Origin of the sequence: Chryseobacterium candidae, from assembly GCF_004916905.1 — a bacterium.
In the GTDB taxonomy this organism is placed as follows: Bacteria; Bacteroidota; Bacteroidia; order Flavobacteriales; family Weeksellaceae; genus Chryseobacterium; species Chryseobacterium candidae.
In genome coordinates this window covers 148,624-163,461 of sequence record NZ_SDLV01000003.1, presented here as the reverse complement: position 1 = coordinate 163,461, position 14,838 = coordinate 148,624, and the positions used below count along the sequence as shown (strand labels likewise).

At 37.2% G+C, this 14,838-nt stretch carries 14 protein-coding genes, 1 pseudogene and 1 riboswitch; all 15 genes and pseudogenes read left to right on the top strand.

The features are described 5' to 3' along the window. Positions 1–117 precede the first annotated feature (117 nt). The 15 genes and pseudogenes from EK417_RS01550 (at position 118) to EK417_RS01480 (ending at position 14,828) form a co-directional block, all read left to right on the top strand. On the top strand, positions 118–999 hold the full coding sequence (locus EK417_RS01550; protein WP_136521133.1) for a bestrophin family protein: 882 nt from the start codon (positions 118–120) through the stop codon (positions 997–999). Between the two features lie 12 nt (positions 1,000–1,011). Next, the gene (locus EK417_RS01545) at positions 1,012–1,431 is read left to right on the top strand and encodes a Fur family transcriptional regulator (protein ID WP_034691375.1); all 420 of its coding nucleotides are present in this window, start codon (positions 1,012–1,014) and stop codon (positions 1,429–1,431) included. A 45-nt stretch (positions 1,432–1,476) separates the two neighbouring features. Beyond that, positions 1,477–3,450 (top strand): heavy metal translocating P-type ATPase, encoded by a 1,974-nt coding sequence (locus EK417_RS01540; protein ID WP_136521132.1) that lies wholly within the window; start codon positions 1,477–1,479, stop codon positions 3,448–3,450. 581 nt (positions 3,451–4,031) lie between these two features. Further along, a complete protein-coding gene (locus tag EK417_RS01535) occupies positions 4,032–4,394 on the top strand; it encodes a hypothetical protein (protein WP_136521131.1) in 363 nt (120 codons plus the stop codon). Positions 4,395–4,602: 208 nt separating this feature from the next. After that, entirely contained in the window at positions 4,603–4,878 is a 276-nt protein-coding gene (locus EK417_RS21280; protein WP_083688837.1) for a YHS domain-containing protein, read from the top strand. Further along, on the top strand, positions 4,865–5,542 hold the full coding sequence (locus EK417_RS01525) for an SCO family protein (RefSeq protein ID WP_076595926.1): 678 nt from the start codon (positions 4,865–4,867) through the stop codon (positions 5,540–5,542). Before EK417_RS21280 ends, EK417_RS01525 begins: the two co-directional genes overlap by 14 nt. A gap of 175 nt (positions 5,543–5,717) precedes the next feature. After that, positions 5,718–6,389: pseudogene (locus tag EK417_RS01520) on the top strand (superoxide dismutase); the annotation flags it as partial. A 437-nt stretch (positions 6,390–6,826) separates the two neighbouring features. Continuing rightward, entirely contained in the window at positions 6,827–7,195 is a 369-nt protein-coding gene (locus EK417_RS01515; RefSeq protein ID WP_076595925.1) for a hypothetical protein, read from the top strand. A gap of 48 nt (positions 7,196–7,243) precedes the next feature. Next, positions 7,244–7,489 carry a YHS domain-containing protein gene (locus EK417_RS01510; RefSeq protein ID WP_076595924.1) on the top strand — a complete coding sequence of 82 codons (246 nt, stop codon included), beginning with the start codon at positions 7,244–7,246 and terminating at the stop codon, positions 7,487–7,489. A 145-nt stretch (positions 7,490–7,634) separates the two neighbouring features. Continuing rightward, positions 7,635–8,396: a GEVED domain-containing protein gene (locus EK417_RS01505; protein ID WP_110366455.1), complete on the top strand. Its 762-nt coding sequence runs from the start codon at positions 7,635–7,637 to the stop codon at positions 8,394–8,396. 27 nt (positions 8,397–8,423) lie between these two features. Continuing rightward, positions 8,424–9,251, top strand: coding sequence for an MbnP family protein (locus EK417_RS01500; RefSeq protein WP_076595922.1), 828 nt, complete (start codon positions 8,424–8,426; stop codon positions 9,249–9,251). A gap of 10 nt (positions 9,252–9,261) precedes the next feature. Next, entirely contained in the window at positions 9,262–10,317 is a 1,056-nt protein-coding gene (locus EK417_RS01495; protein WP_076595921.1) for a cytochrome-c peroxidase, read from the top strand. An 11-nt stretch (positions 10,318–10,328) separates the two neighbouring features. After that, the gene (locus tag EK417_RS01490; protein ID WP_076595920.1) at positions 10,329–11,276 is read left to right on the top strand and encodes a transporter; all 948 of its coding nucleotides are present in this window, start codon (positions 10,329–10,331) and stop codon (positions 11,274–11,276) included. 93 nt (positions 11,277–11,369) lie between these two features. Then, positions 11,370–11,555, top strand: a riboswitch (cobalamin riboswitch). Positions 11,556–11,664: 109 nt separating this feature from the next. Further along, complete coding sequence (locus EK417_RS01485) at positions 11,665–13,698, top strand: TonB-dependent receptor plug domain-containing protein (protein WP_136521130.1); 2,034 nt, start codon at positions 11,665–11,667, stop codon at positions 13,696–13,698. Beyond that, positions 13,695–14,828, top strand: a complete 1,134-nt coding sequence (locus EK417_RS01480) for a YncE family protein (protein WP_136521129.1) — start codon at positions 13,695–13,697, stop codon at positions 14,826–14,828. The genes EK417_RS01485 and EK417_RS01480 overlap by 4 nt, the downstream gene beginning before the upstream one ends. Positions 14,829–14,838 lie beyond the last annotated feature (10 nt).

The window sequence follows — 14,838 nt, the reverse complement described above, 5'->3', positions numbered from 1 at the left end:
CAGTAAAATGTCGATTTTTATCCTTACATTAGAGCTGTTTACGGAATTTTTATTGAATAAAAACGGCAGAAAAAAAGAAAAGATTATCTCACCGAATTTTTAATAAATGACCTGATTATGTTATTAAACAAAAAAATATCAGTCTGGTATTTCATCCGTGAAATAAAAACCCAAATTCTGTTGATCGGAATATTTGCCATAGCCATTGGACTTCTGGACGAGCTACCATGGTTTCGCAAGATCTCTCTGCCATTGAATATTCCTGCATTGCTGGGAACAGCAGTATCATTGCTGCTGGCATTCCGTACCTCTCAGTCCTATGAAAGATGGTGGGAAGCCAGAACCGTTTGGGGAGCCGTTGTCAACGATTCCAGAACTTTTGTGAGACTGGTTATTCAGTTTATGCCTGCCGGAGATGATAAAGCAATAAAAGATTTTGCCGAAAGACAGATTATCTGGACCTATGCCCTTGGAGAATCACTGAGAAAACTTTCGTTTTCTGAAAAAGTTCAGCAATATCTGGATCAACATCAGATTAAAGGAGCCAATATTCCCAATGCAATTCTGGACGAACACTCCAGACAGGTGAAAGAAATTGCTGCCTCCAAAGGACTGACGGATTTCCAGCAGATGCAGCTGAATGATATCATCACAAGATTATGCGACAGTATGGGGAAATGTGAAAGACTGAAGAATACCGTTTTTCCACGCTCTTATAGTGTTTTAGTACATATTCTGATCTATGTTTTTGCAGCCATTCTTCCGTTTGGACTTGATGATTCTCAGCTGATGGTAGAAATTGCCATTACTTTCCTGGTTCCGGTGACATTCATTGCCATTGAGAAAACATCCATCATCATGCAGGATCCGTTTGAAAATGGTCCGGTAGATACCCCAATGACTTCTCTGGCGCAGACCATAGAAATCAATATCAGACAGATGATTGGCGAACAGAATGTCCCTTCCAAAAAAGAAAATACATTGTACTATGAAATGTAATAATTTGTAAATATGAAAAAAGATATAGAACACAAACTCATTGATAAAAATACCAAACCTACCAGTATGAGGATTCTGGTATATGATTTCTTAAGCTCTCAGGAAGCGGCTTTATCCCTTTCTGAAATAGAAAATCATTTTGAAAATGCTGATAGAATCACCATCTACAGAACACTGAAAACCTTTGAAGAAAAAGGAATTGTTCACAGCATCCAGGAAAATACAACCACAAAATACAAACTCTGCGAAGATGATTGTGATGAAAAGACACACAAAGACTGGCATCTGCATTTTTACTGTAAAATATGCAAGCAGACTACCTGCAAAGAAGATATTTCCTTCCCTGAAAATATCCAGACCAATTTCAGGATTGACGAAATAAGATTGTTTGCCAAAGGAATCTGTGAAAACTGTCTTGAAAGTTTGCAATAGCATTGCATCAGTCTCATCTTTACATTTGTATAAAAATATTCAGTTATGGATAAATGCTGTAGTACAACCCCGGGAAAACCAGATACAAAAGGGCACAAACATCATCATGCAGAAGGAGACGGACATGACCATGATCACTCTCACAACTCCGGAGATCAGACGGTCTTTCAGATGTTTCTTCCGGCTATTATCTCTTTTGTAGTTTTATTATTGGGAATTGCCTTTGACAACTATATAAAACCCATATGGTTTACAGGCTGGGTACGTTTAGTCTGGTTCCTGGCTGCATATATTCCTGTGGGATTTCCTGTATTAAAGGATGCGTATAAAAGTATCATCAAAGGAGATGTATTCTCAGAATTCTTTCTGATGAGTATTGCAACCATTGGTGCTTTTGCCATCGGAGAATATCCTGAAGGAGTTGCAGTAATGCTATTCTATGCCGTAGGAGAGGTATTTCAGTCTATGGCAGTTACCAGAGCCAAAGGAAATATAAAAGCTTTATTGGATCAACGTCCTGATGAGGTAACGGTTATGGTCAATAATCAGCCAAAAACCATGAAAGCCAAAGAGGCTAAAATTGGAGACATTATACAGCTGAAACCCGGAGAAAAACTGGCGCTGGATGGAGAATTGCTTTCAGACTCGGCTTCATTCAATACAGCCGCTTTAACAGGAGAAAGTAAACCTGATACCAAAAATAAAGGCGAAGCGGTTCTTGCCGGGATGATCAATATGAACAGTATTGCTTTGGTTAAAGTAAATACAGCCTATGAAGACAGTAAACTGAGTAAAATCCTGGAACTCGTTCAGAATGCTACGGCTCAAAAAGCTCCTACAGAACTGTTCATCAGAAAATTTGCGAAAGTATACACGCCTATCGTAGTATTTCTTGCCATAGGAATCTGTTTACTGCCGTATTTCTTTGTGAGCGATTATCAGTTCAGAGACTGGGTGTACAGAGCATTGATATTCCTTGTGATTTCCTGTCCTTGTGCCCTGGTGATCTCAATTCCTCTAGGATATTTCGGAGGAATCGGAGCGGCAAGCCGGAATGGAATTTTATTCAAGGGAAGTAACTTTCTGGACAGCATTGCAGAAATTCAGAATGTTGTGATGGATAAAACCGGAACGATGACAGAAGGTGTATTCAAAGTTCAGGAAGTAAGCATAAGCCCTGAATTTAACAAAGAAGAAATCCTTCAGCTGGTCAATGCCCTCGAAAGTAAAAGTACCCATCCGGTGGCAACGGCTATTCATAATTATGCAGGAGAGATCAATCACGCTATTCCTTTAGAAAATGTAGAAGAAATTGCCGGCCATGGATTAAAAGCAATGGTTAACGGAAAAGACCTTTTGGCAGGAAACTTTAAGCTGATGGATAAATTCAACATCAGTTATGATATCAACCACGCCAATATAGTGTACACCGTGATTGCAGTGGCTTATGACAACAAATTTGCAGGATATATCACGATTGCAGACAGCATAAAAGAAGATGCCAAAGAAACAGTAGATAACCTGCATAAAATGAATGTGAAAGCAACCATGCTGAGCGGTGATAAAGGTACTGTTGTGAAATATGTAGCAGATCAGCTGGGAATTGACAATGCGTTCGGAGATCTGCTGCCTGAAGATAAAGTGAACAAGGTTAAAGAAATCAAAGCTAAAAACCAGACTGTAGCTTTCGTAGGAGACGGAGTAAATGATGCTCCCGTAGTGGCTTTAAGTGATGTAGGAATTGCAATGGGAGGCTTAGGAAGTGATGCTACTATTGAAACGGCCGATGTAGTTATTCAGGATGATAAACCAAGCAAAATCCCAATGGCAATCAATATCGGGAAACAAACGAAAAAGATCGTTTGGCAGAATATTGTACTTGCCTTTGCTGTAAAAGCTGTTGTTCTTATTCTTGGGGCAGGAGGTCTTGCAACCATGTGGGAAGCTGTGTTTGCAGATGTAGGAGTTGCATTGCTGGCTATTTTAAATGCGGTGAGAATCCAAAGAATGAAATTTTAACAAGCAAATAATAAACACAACTCAATTATATTCAATAAAAGCTCTGCTGAATTTTCAGCAGGGCTTTTGTTTTAAACTCTATATTATGCTATTGAGACTCCTGCGGAGTGACAAAGAGACTGCCTTTACTTTCGTATAAACTATAACTGATAATTGCATTTAGTATAAAAATGATACACCCGGTTTGTCATTCCGATTAGTAATCTCTGCAAAAACAAATCTCCTCTAATTAGAGAGATTAATCAAAACAGTATTGCAATTTTATCAGAGATAAAATCCTCGCGCCTTGATACAGGGAATATTTAAAAAAAAACTGCGTCTTTGTGATTTCCAACGAACAGAAAATAAAAAAGCTCTGCCAACAATATCAGCAAAGCTCTTATCAACAAGATTAAACTGTATATAAAGAACTAAATTTATCGGATTTGGTCCTGCTCAAAGTTCGGGATAATAGGATGATAGTAACAGCCACAGTTTTGTAAATTTTGACGGTAACAGATAAAAATTTTCCAATGACATTCATCATAAATCTGTCATAAAACAATTTTGAAGTAGTATATTTGTAACAGAGAACAGAATCGTTGAGGTTATTCATTTCCATATTCATCATTTTTACCGTTGCATTGCGTCCCGTTTTGCCATTGGTAAACTATGCTGTTAATTATGATTATATTGTAAAAAACCTTTGTGAGAACAGAAATGTGCCACAATCAACATGTAAGGGAAAATGCTATGTGAAAAAAGAACTGGCAAAAACAGAAAAACAATCCAACAGCTCCCAAACCATAAAGATTGCAGGATTAGATGTTTTTATTTCTCATGATATCCTCTCCTTCTTTTCTCAGCTAAACTCGGAATTGTTAACTGAAATTCCCGATTCAGGCTACTTTAATTTTCGTTCTTCAGAATACTTTTCAAGGATATTCCATCCTCCATTGATATAATTGTATTGCAAACTATATCTTTAGTTTAATAGATGAAGGTTTTCAAAAGTCTTTATTAATAAGCCGTTAAAGAAATATTTTGCAATTAAAATTAATTGATGTAAGCAAAAAGAATGCATCAATTCTTCTTAAGAAATGCTGTATTTTTTCCACTTATGCATTATATCATAACTTTATTTAATAGTATTAATTTTAATTTAACATTACAATGAAATCTCTCATTATTTCGACTGCTTTGCTGTCGATATCATTGCTGTCGTGTGCAAAAGAAACGCCTAAGGTAAAGCATGCAAGCCATATGGACACTTCAGGAAAGAAAATAGAAAATGTACAGGTAGTGAATGAAGAAGACCCTATCTGCCACATGAAAACAGCCGGATCTCTTAAAGATACTGCGGTATATAAAAATAAAACGTACGGTTTTTGCAGTGTGTACTGCAAAGATGAATTTAAAAAAAGTCCCGAGAAATATGCCCAAAAATAAGAAGACCAATAATAAAAGTAAAGTGATTATACCCATTGTGGTATTTGCATTGCTTTTCCTGGGAATCGGGGTAGGAATGGGGTATTTTAAAAAGAACCTTTATACGGTGATGAAAGTTCCGGACTTTGAACTTACAGATCAGAATGGTAAAAAGATCACCAGTAAGGATATGTTGGGAAAGGTATATCTGGTAGAATTTTTCTTTAGCAAATGTCCTACCATCTGCCCGGTGATGAATACCAATATGAAAGCGATTCAGAGCCAGATTAATGATCCTGATTTCGGGATTATCTCTATCAGTATTGATCCGGAAAATGATACACCTGCAGCTTTGAAAGAACATGCGCAAAGAATTGGTGCAAAATCTCCCAACTGGCATTTCCTGACAGGAGACCGTACATACATAGGTAATCTTGCTGATCAGTTTAATATCTACGTAGGTGATAAAGAAGATGAAGGGGAAAGCCTGAATCATAGCGGAATGATTGCTCTGGTAGATCAGGACGGAAATATCCGATGCAGATACAATAAAGAAAATATGCCCATTCTGTATTATTCAGGATTGAATTATGGAGATCCGGAAGGTAAAACACCTGTGCTTACAGGAAAATACCATCCCGACAGAGAAATTCTGATTGAGGATATTAAGAAATTATTGAAATAGAGAAGATGAGAGAGGGAAGCAGGAAGTACTTTCGGCCTATGAAGTTCTGATGATTTTTGACGTAAAGGTAATTAGAAGTTGAAAAATTGATGTTATGACATTTATTACTTCCAGCCTCCATCTCCCGGCTTCCATCTTTAAAAGAAAACATTGTTCAACCATAAACAAAAAAGTTATGAAGATTATGAAAATAGCTGCTTTAAGTGCAGTTTTCGCGGCTCAGTTTGCACTGGCTCAGTTTAAGCAGACTCCTCTGCCATATGCTTATAATGCTCTGGAAGGGAATATTGATGCCCAAACGATGGAAATTCACTACTCAAAACACGGTGCAGCTTACACCGCCAATTTGAATAAAGCAATTGCAGGAACTCCACAGGAAAAAGAAACGTTGTTTCAGATTCTTTCCAATGTATCAAAATTACCTGCTGCAGTAAGAAATAATGCAGGAGGACATTACAACCACGAATTGTTCTGGACGGTTCTTACGCCTCAGAAAAACACTCAGCCTTCAGCAAAATTAGCAAAAGCCATCACCGAAGCTTTCGGAAGTATGGATGCTTTTAAAGAAAAAATGGCGAAGGCAGGAGCAGACCGTTTCGGTTCAGGATGGGCGTGGCTTTCTGTAGGGAAAGATGGAAAATTATTTGTTTCCTCTACTCCTAATCAGGATAATCCTTTGATGGATGTAGTGGAGGAAAAAGGAACGCCAATCTTCGGAATTGATGTATGGGAGCATGCTTATTATTTAAAATATCAGAATAAAAGAGCAGATTATCTTACCGCGATCTGGAATGTTACCAACTGGAATGAGATCAGTAAAAGATACGAACAAGCCACTAAAGCAAAAAAAGGCAGGTTTGATGACTGGGCTTTAATGAAAGATTTTCATGAAGTGATGTCCCAGACTTTTCATCCCGCAGAAGAAGGGAATCTTGAGCCGATAAAAACCAGAGCAGGAGAGATGGTAGCGAAAGCAAAAGCATTGCAAACTTCGGCTATTCCTGCTGAATTTAATAAAAAAGGTGTAAAGGAAGCCATTGCAAAACTTTTTAAAGATAGTCAGAATCTTGAAAAACAAATCAAGAAGAAAGATTCTGATGCAAATATTACAAAATCTCTTACTGCTGTGCACGATACCTTCCATACAATTGTAGGATTGTGTTCTGCTGAAGATGAACATTAATTGATTAAAATCATAAAAAGACAGCTAATAGTTTGATTTATTGGTTGTCTTTTATGTCAAATATCATATAAAAAAGGTAAAATTATTATTAAATTTGCTGTGTGAAATACATCATTTCTATATTCATGATTATTCAGATGACAATACGTCCGATATTGCCATTTATAGATTATACAGTTAATTATGACTATATAACAAAAGAACTTTGTGAAAATAGAATGAAACCTGAGCTGATGTGTAACGGTAAATGTTACCTCTCAAAAGAATTGGTAAAAACTACCCAGGAGCAGGGAAATAAAAGTCCCCAAAAAATAAGCTTAAATTCTATTGATAATTTTATCATTAACGAAAGCCTTGACGAAAGCTTTATTTTAAAATCAGGTGCTCTGAAAAATTCTGTTAGTTCATTTTATACTAATATTTACAATCTTTTACTTTATAACCAGTTTTTTCATCCGCCATTAGTATAACTCTATATCTGTAACAAAATAGAGAATAACAATTTATACTGATTTCGAATGAAAATATTTTTTTTTATGACATTATTCTGTACAATGTCATCACTTAGCATATCTGCACAACATACTTCAGGAACCCTGGATAGTAAAAAGGTTAAAGTAATAAATACTTTAGATCCTATCTGTAAAATGAAGACCTCAATGTCTTTATCGGATACTGCCGTTTACAAAAACAAAATTTACGGGTTTTGTAGTAAATCCTGCAAGACAGAGTTCAAAAAGAATCCTGTAAAATACTCAAAATAACAACTATTTTCTCCAGGAGAATTAGCGGATGCTCTTCAAAGACAATAAAATTGCTTGAAGAAATAACGGTATTTCCATAATTGATGTTTCCGATAGATTTATTGGAGCATTTTGCTGATTCTCTTTTTTTAATTACAATATCCGAATGAAATCATTTTTAATAAGTGGTTTACTGCTGTCCTATGCTTTATTAAATGCTCAGGCAGTATGTACAGCCAATCTTGGAGGCGGACTTGAGCCTTCCTTTGTAACCTTCAGAATAAACGGAACAGATTTAAATCATAATACCTATGATGAGCCAACTGTTTATTATCACGAGTATCCCTCGAACGGGAATACCACTGCACAGCTTACAGCCGGGCAGTCTTATGATGTGTTTACCTTTACGTCTTCCGAAGCGGTGATTGGGGTATGGATTGATTATAACCGCAACAGTATTTTTGAACAGAATGAATTCACACTGTTAGTCAATTCAATGAATTCTCAAAATACCCATACACTTTCTATACCGAATAATATACCATCAGGAAATATAAGGATGAGAGTTCGGTCGAGAGCTTATGGAAGTTCAATATCTGCCGCAGATGCCTGCAGCAGTTTCGGATCAGGTGAAACACGTGATTATATAATGAATGTGATCAACAATAATTTGTCTGTGAAGGAGACTTCAAGAATAAATAATATACAGTATTATCCCAATCCAACGAAAAATTCTGTAAACATCTGGTCAGATCAATCTATTACTGAATATGAAATTTATAGTAGTCTTGGAGGTATAGTCCTTAAGCAAAGTACTATTAAAGACAAAAACATTAGCATTGATCTGTCAAGCCTTTGTGAGGGAATCTATTTCGTAAAACTAAAATTCAAAGAAGGCTTTGAAGTAATAAAAATAACAAAACAATAATAACTAACAATTAAAATAACAATCAAAATGAAAATTTACAAATTCTTATCCCTATTTTTCGTAGCCATTACATTATTTACCCTTTCATCATGTAGAAGCAGCGATGATGATGAGGTTCAGGATACAACACCCGGAAATCTTCAGATCAAATTTGAAAACGGATTCAATAATCTTGGAGATATTGTTCTGAACCAGACCACTCAGACTTCAGCAAACGGACAAAAGCATCAGTTTTCTACTCTTAAATATGTGATCAGTAATATTGCACTTATTGATGAGAACGGAGGAGAATTTAAGTACCACTATAATGATCCTGATAAAGGGGCTTTCATTGTAGATCAGGCAGAAGCTGTTGCAGGAATCAATTACATTAATTTAACGGATATCCCTCAAAATAAATATAAAAAGATAAGAATTGGTTTGGGAATCAGCCAGACAGCCTATCTTATCGGACAGGATGGACAGGGAGTTTTCTGGCAGAAGGCTAAAACAGCTGGTATGGCATGGTCCTGGGCAGCAGGATACATTTTTACCAAGCTTGAAGGTAAGTATGGTACTTCTTCTGCAGATACCAACTTTATGAATCATTGTGGGAATATGGGGAATGTTACGGCCAACAGTACTCCTGATCTTTACCGTGAAATTACTCTGGATTTACCTGTTACAGCGAGAGTAACCAAAGATATCAGGCCTTCTGTACATATTCTGGCTGATCTTAATCAGTATTTGAGCGGGCAGACTGCTTTAACTCTGAACAGTAGCAACAATATGGCAATGGGATCCAGCCAGCATCTTGTGAATGTGACCAACAACATTACAAAAATGTTTAAAGTAGATCATGTGCATAATGACTAAGATATTGACGATGTCCAAGAGAGAGCGGTTTTGCTCTCTTTGGATTTTCATCATCCTGACAAGCCTTTTGGTTTCATGTTCTGACGAATATGAAGGAATTCCTATTGATAAAGATGAACCTTATAGCTTAGAATATCCTTCAGGCTTTCCCAAAATGACGTTTGATATTACCGGAAATCCTGTTACAGTAAATGGAGTAGCTCTTGGAAAAAAACTGTTTTATGAAGGAAAGCTGTCCAGAAATAATACTATTTCCTGCGGGTTCTGTCACATTCAGGAATATGCATTTACCCACCACGGCCATAATGTAAGCCATGGGATAGATGATAGATTAGGAATAAGAAATGCACCACCTATTCAGAATATGGCTTTTCTCAAAAATTATACATGGGACGGGGTAAGTCATAATCTGGATGAAAGATCTCTGGTTCCTATTACTACAGATTTTGAAATGGACAGCTCTCTTCCTGAAGCAGTAGGAAAACTGAATAGTGATGCGAATTACAAAAAAATGTTTAAAGCAGCATTTGGTGATGAAAAGATCACTGGAGACCGTATTCTTAAGGCTATTTCTCAGTTTATGGCAACAATGATATCGGCAGATTCCAAATATGATCAGATGATGAAAGGAAAAGTATCTTTTACCGCTGAAGAAACACAGGGAATGTCCCTTTTCCAGAATAAATGTGCATCATGTCATTCAGGAGAATTATTTACCGATGAGAGCTACCGAAATACAGGAATGTATTATAACGCCCAGTTCGATGACAGAGGAAGATACAGGGTTACTTTAGATTGGAATGACAACATGAAATTCAGAGTTCCCAGCTTAAGAAATGTAGAATATACCGCACCTTATATGCATGACGGAAGATTTTACAGCTTAGAGGCGGTACTTAATTTCTATTCAGACAATGTTGAAAATCATCCAAATCTTGATCCTCTTTTAAAACAGAATGGGCATACTGGTATTCCCATGACGGGTCAGGATAAACAGTATATTATAGCTTTTCTGAAAACACTATCAGATAAGAGTTTTATATCCAATCCAAAATTTGCAGAATAATTTATAGAAACATGAAGAAGATTATAGTAATCATAAGTTTGATCCTGTTGAGTCAGTATCAGGCGAAGACCATTAGAGACAGTGCATATATTGCCCCGGAAACCTTTAGCAGATTCAATTTTGATGATGATTGTGATGCCTGTGGCTGTGCGGCAGGAAACGGCTCTTCCGGCTTTGAATCTTTGCTGAATCCACAGTTTGTCGGAATCAAATACTTTGCCCAGCATTACAAAGCCAAAGAAAACTTATTTGTAAAAGATCTTACGCAGGATCAGTATTTTAATACCCTGCAGCTTTGGGGAAAAATTCCACTGACTAAGAAACTGAGTGTTTACGCAAGTCTGCCATTCCACTTTCATGAAAAGAAAACCATGCAGGGAGATATTAAAATCAATGGAATAGGGGATCTTAATCTGATGGGAATTTACCAGCTGATGAGTTCCAAAGATAATTTCCATCATCTGAGCGGAGGTTTGGGCTTGAAAATTCCTTTAGGGAAATTTGATGAAAAAGGAACATCCGGTGTCAATCCAAGTTTTCAGCTGGGAACCGGAAGCTGGGATTATCAGGCGGCTTTGAATTATAAATTTCAGAAAAATAAAGTTGCCGTATTGGTTAACACAGATTATACAATCAAAACAGAGAATAAGAAAAATTACCGTTTTGGAAACCAGTGGAATTATGCTGCAACAGGTTTTTATCAGGTTGCAGGAAATGAAAAGTCTGTTTTTTCTGTAAAAACGGGAGTTCAGGGAGAAGTATATGCCCAGAATAAGCAATTTGATGAAGCATTGCCTAACACTGCCGGGAGCGCTTTGTACGGAAAACTGGGATTTGAAGCTTCTTATAAAAAGCTGAGCCTGGGAAGTGAAATTATGCTTCCCATGTATACTCATCTGGCAGGAGGAGATATTGAAGCCAAATCAAGATTCAGTATTTTCCTGAATATTGGAATTTAGGGCAAACACCCTCCATAAAACCATGTTAAAGCTCCTTCGGGAGCTTTAATTGTTTATCAATCATGATTTTAATTGGGGATTAGGAATAATTATTTATCTTTGCCGGGATTTGGTGAGCCGTAAAAAGCTCTTAAAAGGGAATCCGGTGAGAATCCGGAACAGACCCGCTGCTGTAAGCTCCGCACCAAAGTTTTTGGAAAATATATCCACTGTTTTTTTAATGGGAAGGATTTCAAAAATGGAGTAAGTCAGAAGACCTGCCAGAAAATAATCGTTTGACGCTTTCGTGGAATAAAGCTTAGGACATCAATGATTCTGTGCAGTGACCGCTGTGCTTTGTCGTTGTATTCTTATACCCATTAGCGTCTTCATTACCCTAAATGAGCTAATGGCGGCAAAACTAACTACTTCTGCAATTCATAAAGCTGTTTTCACAATATTGGTGATTACATCTCAACTTTTATTTTCTCAAACCAAGAAGAAGGACAGTCTTCAGGAAGAGACGATTAAAGGAATCAATCTATACAAAAAGAATTTTAAAGAAATCCTTCCGGCACAAACCTTACAGGGCGAGCAGCTGGAAAGACTGAACAGTCATTCTGTTGCAGATGCACTGCGGTACTTTTCAGGAGTTCAGATCAAAGATTATGGAGGATTAGGTGGTTTGAAAACCATTAATATCCGAAGTATGGGAAGTCAGCATGTAGGGGTTTTCTATGATGGAATTCAACTGGGTAATGCCCAAAACGGACTGGTAGATCTGGGAAGATATTCCTTGGATGATCTGGAAGAAATATCATTGTATAACGGACAGAAAAGTGAGATTTTCCAACCGGCAAAAGACTTCGGATCTTCAGGATCTATTTATTTACAGCCTAAAACACCTGTATTTAAAGGAAATAGGAAAACCAATCTCGTTATAAGAGCTAAAAGTGCGTCTATTGATCTTTTCAACCCTTCATTCCGATTGGAACAGAAGATTTCAGACAGGGTTTCTGCCAGCTTCAGTGGAGAATTTATGCAGAGTGACGGAATTTATAGATTTCGATATGCCAAGAAATATCCTGATGGACAGCAGGCCTATGATACCATTGCGAAAAGACAGGATTCAGACATCAAAGCAAAACGTTTTGAAACCTCTCTCAACGGAACTTTGAATAACGGAAGCTGGAATATCCGTGGTTACGGTTATATTTCAGACCGTGGAATGCCGGCACCTATTGTGAATGGCCGTTTTGGAGGAAGGGGAGCGAGACTATCTGATGAAAATTATTTCGTACAGGCCAATCTGAGAAAAAAACTGTTCCCGAAATTTGAAACCCAGCTGAAAGCAAAATTTGCTTATGATTATACCCATTTTATGGATACGGTTCGTTCGCAGTCTATTATTCATACCGATAATACCTATATCCAGCGGGAACTCTACCTTTCCTCATCCAATATCTATTCTATTACGCCCAATTGGGATATCAGCCTGAGTGGAGATTTTCAGTACAATAATCTGGATGCCAATCTGGATAACTTTTCTTATCCTACGCGTTACACAACATTGGTAGCATTGGCAACAACCTATCAGTGGAACAGGTTTAAAATTCTGGGAAGCCTTTTAGGAACCTTTACATTTGAGGAAGTAAGAAAAAATAAAAGACCGGGAGATGCCAGAGAGTGGACACCTGCCGTATTTATGAGCTATCAGCCGGAGATCATTCCGGAGCTTACCCTCAGAGCATTCTATAAAAGGATTTTCCGGCTTCCTACCTTTAATGATCTCTATTATACCAATATCGGAAATACTTACCTGAAACCGGAATTTACCAATCAGTATGACGTAGGATTTACTTATCAGAAGAATTATAACAACCGTTTCTTTAAAACTTTTTATGCTAAAGTAGACGGTTACTACAATAAAGTACAGGATAAAATTGTAGCCGCTCCAAACGGAAGTATGTTCCGCTGGCTGATGATGAACCTTGGATTGGTTGAAATTATTGGAGCCGATGTAAATGTACATACTGAACTTCAGCTGGGAAAAGTAACCCTTCGACCTTTGCTTTCTTATACGTACCAAAGTGCAAGAGATATCAGCGATCCGGAAGATACCTTTTACCGTAATCAGATACCTTACACGCCATGGCACAGTGGATCTTTCAGCCTGATGGCAGATTATAAAGACTGGAGTTTCAATTACAGTGCAATGTATGTGGGAGAAAGATATGATGTGAATCAGGATAATATTCAATACAATTATGTGCAGCCCTGGTATACTCACGATCTGTCTGTTCGGAAAAAATTCAACTGGGCCAATCATCAATTCAAAGTAAGCCTTGAGGCGAATAATATTTTCAATCAATACTATGATGTGGTCATTAATTATCCGATGCCCGGAAGAAACTTTAAACTTATTCTAAACTTCACCTTATGAGAAAACTAAACTTTTATTTTTTATTTCTGGTATTAGCTTTTCTTACCTCATGCCGTACAGATGATATTATTGTCCGTCAGGAAGTGGTAGAAGGACTTCCCTCAGAAAATACAGCCATAAAGGGCTTCTATATGCTGAATGAAGGGAATATGGGCAGTAATAAATGTACCCTGGATTTTTTTGATTATACCAAAGGAACTTATTTTAGAAATATCTACGCAGAAATCAACCCCAATGTGGTAAAAGAACTGGGAGATGTAGGAAATGATATTAAAGTGTACGGAAGCAAACTCTATATCGTTGTCAATGTTTCCAATAAAATTGAAGTGCTGGATGCCAAAACGGCGAAACGTATTACTTCTATTCCATTGCAAAACTGCAGATATCTAGCTTTTAAAAATGGGAAAGCTTATGCCAGCAGCTATGCCGGCCCTGTAGCCATTAATCCCAAGGCTCCTAAAGGAAAAGTAGTGGAAATTGATACCACTTCTCTTTCCATTCAGCGTGAAGTGGTAGTAGGATATCAGCCGGAAGAAATGGAAATTGTGGGTAATCAGTTGTTTGTGGCCAACTCCGGAGGATATAAAGCTCCCGATTATGACAATACGGTTTCGGTAATTGATCTGAATACTTTTACAGAACTCAAAAAAATAAATGTAGCGATTAATCTTCATCACATTAAAAAAGACAATTACGGTGATTTGTACGTAACCTCAAGAGGAGATTATTATAACGTTCCTTCCAGCCTTTATTTGATAGATGCAGCCACAGGAACTGTGAAAAAAGATTTTCATCTCTCCGTAAGTGAAATGACAATCGTGAATGATAAACTCTATTTCTATGGAAATGAGTTCAATTACAATACCCACAGCTACAAAAAAACATTTGGGATCATTGATGTAAAAACAGAAGAGATTATCACCAACAGAATTTTTGACAAAGAATATGAAACCGCTATTAAAACTCCTTATGGGATTGCCGTAAATCCCATCACAGAAGATATCTACATCACAGATGCCAGAAATTATGTATCCATGGGATTTGTGTATTGCTTTGATAAAAACGGACACTTTAAATGGAAAACAGAAGGCGGAAATATCCCTGCCCACTTCGCTTTTTTATACAAATAACCCAACTTTA

Bases quoted from the DNA above. Each gene is read 5' to 3' on its own strand.
- EK417_RS01550 (WP_136521133.1), top strand. From the start codon at position 118: ATGTTATTAAACAAAAAAATATCAGTCTGGTATTTCATCCGTGAAATA.
- EK417_RS01545 (WP_034691375.1), top strand. From the start codon at position 1,012: ATGAAAAAAGATATAGAACACAAACTCATTGATAAAAATACCAAACCT.
- EK417_RS01540 (WP_136521132.1), top strand. From the start codon at position 1,477: ATGGATAAATGCTGTAGTACAACCCCGGGAAAACCAGATACAAAAGGG.
- EK417_RS21280 (WP_083688837.1), top strand. From the start codon at position 4,603: ATGAAATCTCTCATTATTTCGACTGCTTTGCTGTCGATATCATTGCTG.
- EK417_RS01525 (WP_076595926.1), top strand. From the start codon at position 4,865: ATGCCCAAAAATAAGAAGACCAATAATAAAAGTAAAGTGATTATACCC.
- EK417_RS01510 (WP_076595924.1), top strand. From the start codon at position 7,244: ATGAAAATATTTTTTTTTATGACATTATTCTGTACAATGTCATCACTT.
- EK417_RS01505 (WP_110366455.1), top strand. From the start codon at position 7,635: ATGAAATCATTTTTAATAAGTGGTTTACTGCTGTCCTATGCTTTATTA.
- EK417_RS01500 (WP_076595922.1), top strand. From the start codon at position 8,424: ATGAAAATTTACAAATTCTTATCCCTATTTTTCGTAGCCATTACATTA.
- EK417_RS01495 (WP_076595921.1), top strand. From the start codon at position 9,262: ATGTCCAAGAGAGAGCGGTTTTGCTCTCTTTGGATTTTCATCATCCTG.
- EK417_RS01490 (WP_076595920.1), top strand. From the start codon at position 10,329: ATGAAGAAGATTATAGTAATCATAAGTTTGATCCTGTTGAGTCAGTAT.
- EK417_RS01485 (WP_136521130.1), top strand. From the start codon at position 11,665: ATGGCGGCAAAACTAACTACTTCTGCAATTCATAAAGCTGTTTTCACA.
- EK417_RS01480 (WP_136521129.1), top strand. From the start codon at position 13,695: ATGAGAAAACTAAACTTTTATTTTTTATTTCTGGTATTAGCTTTTCTT.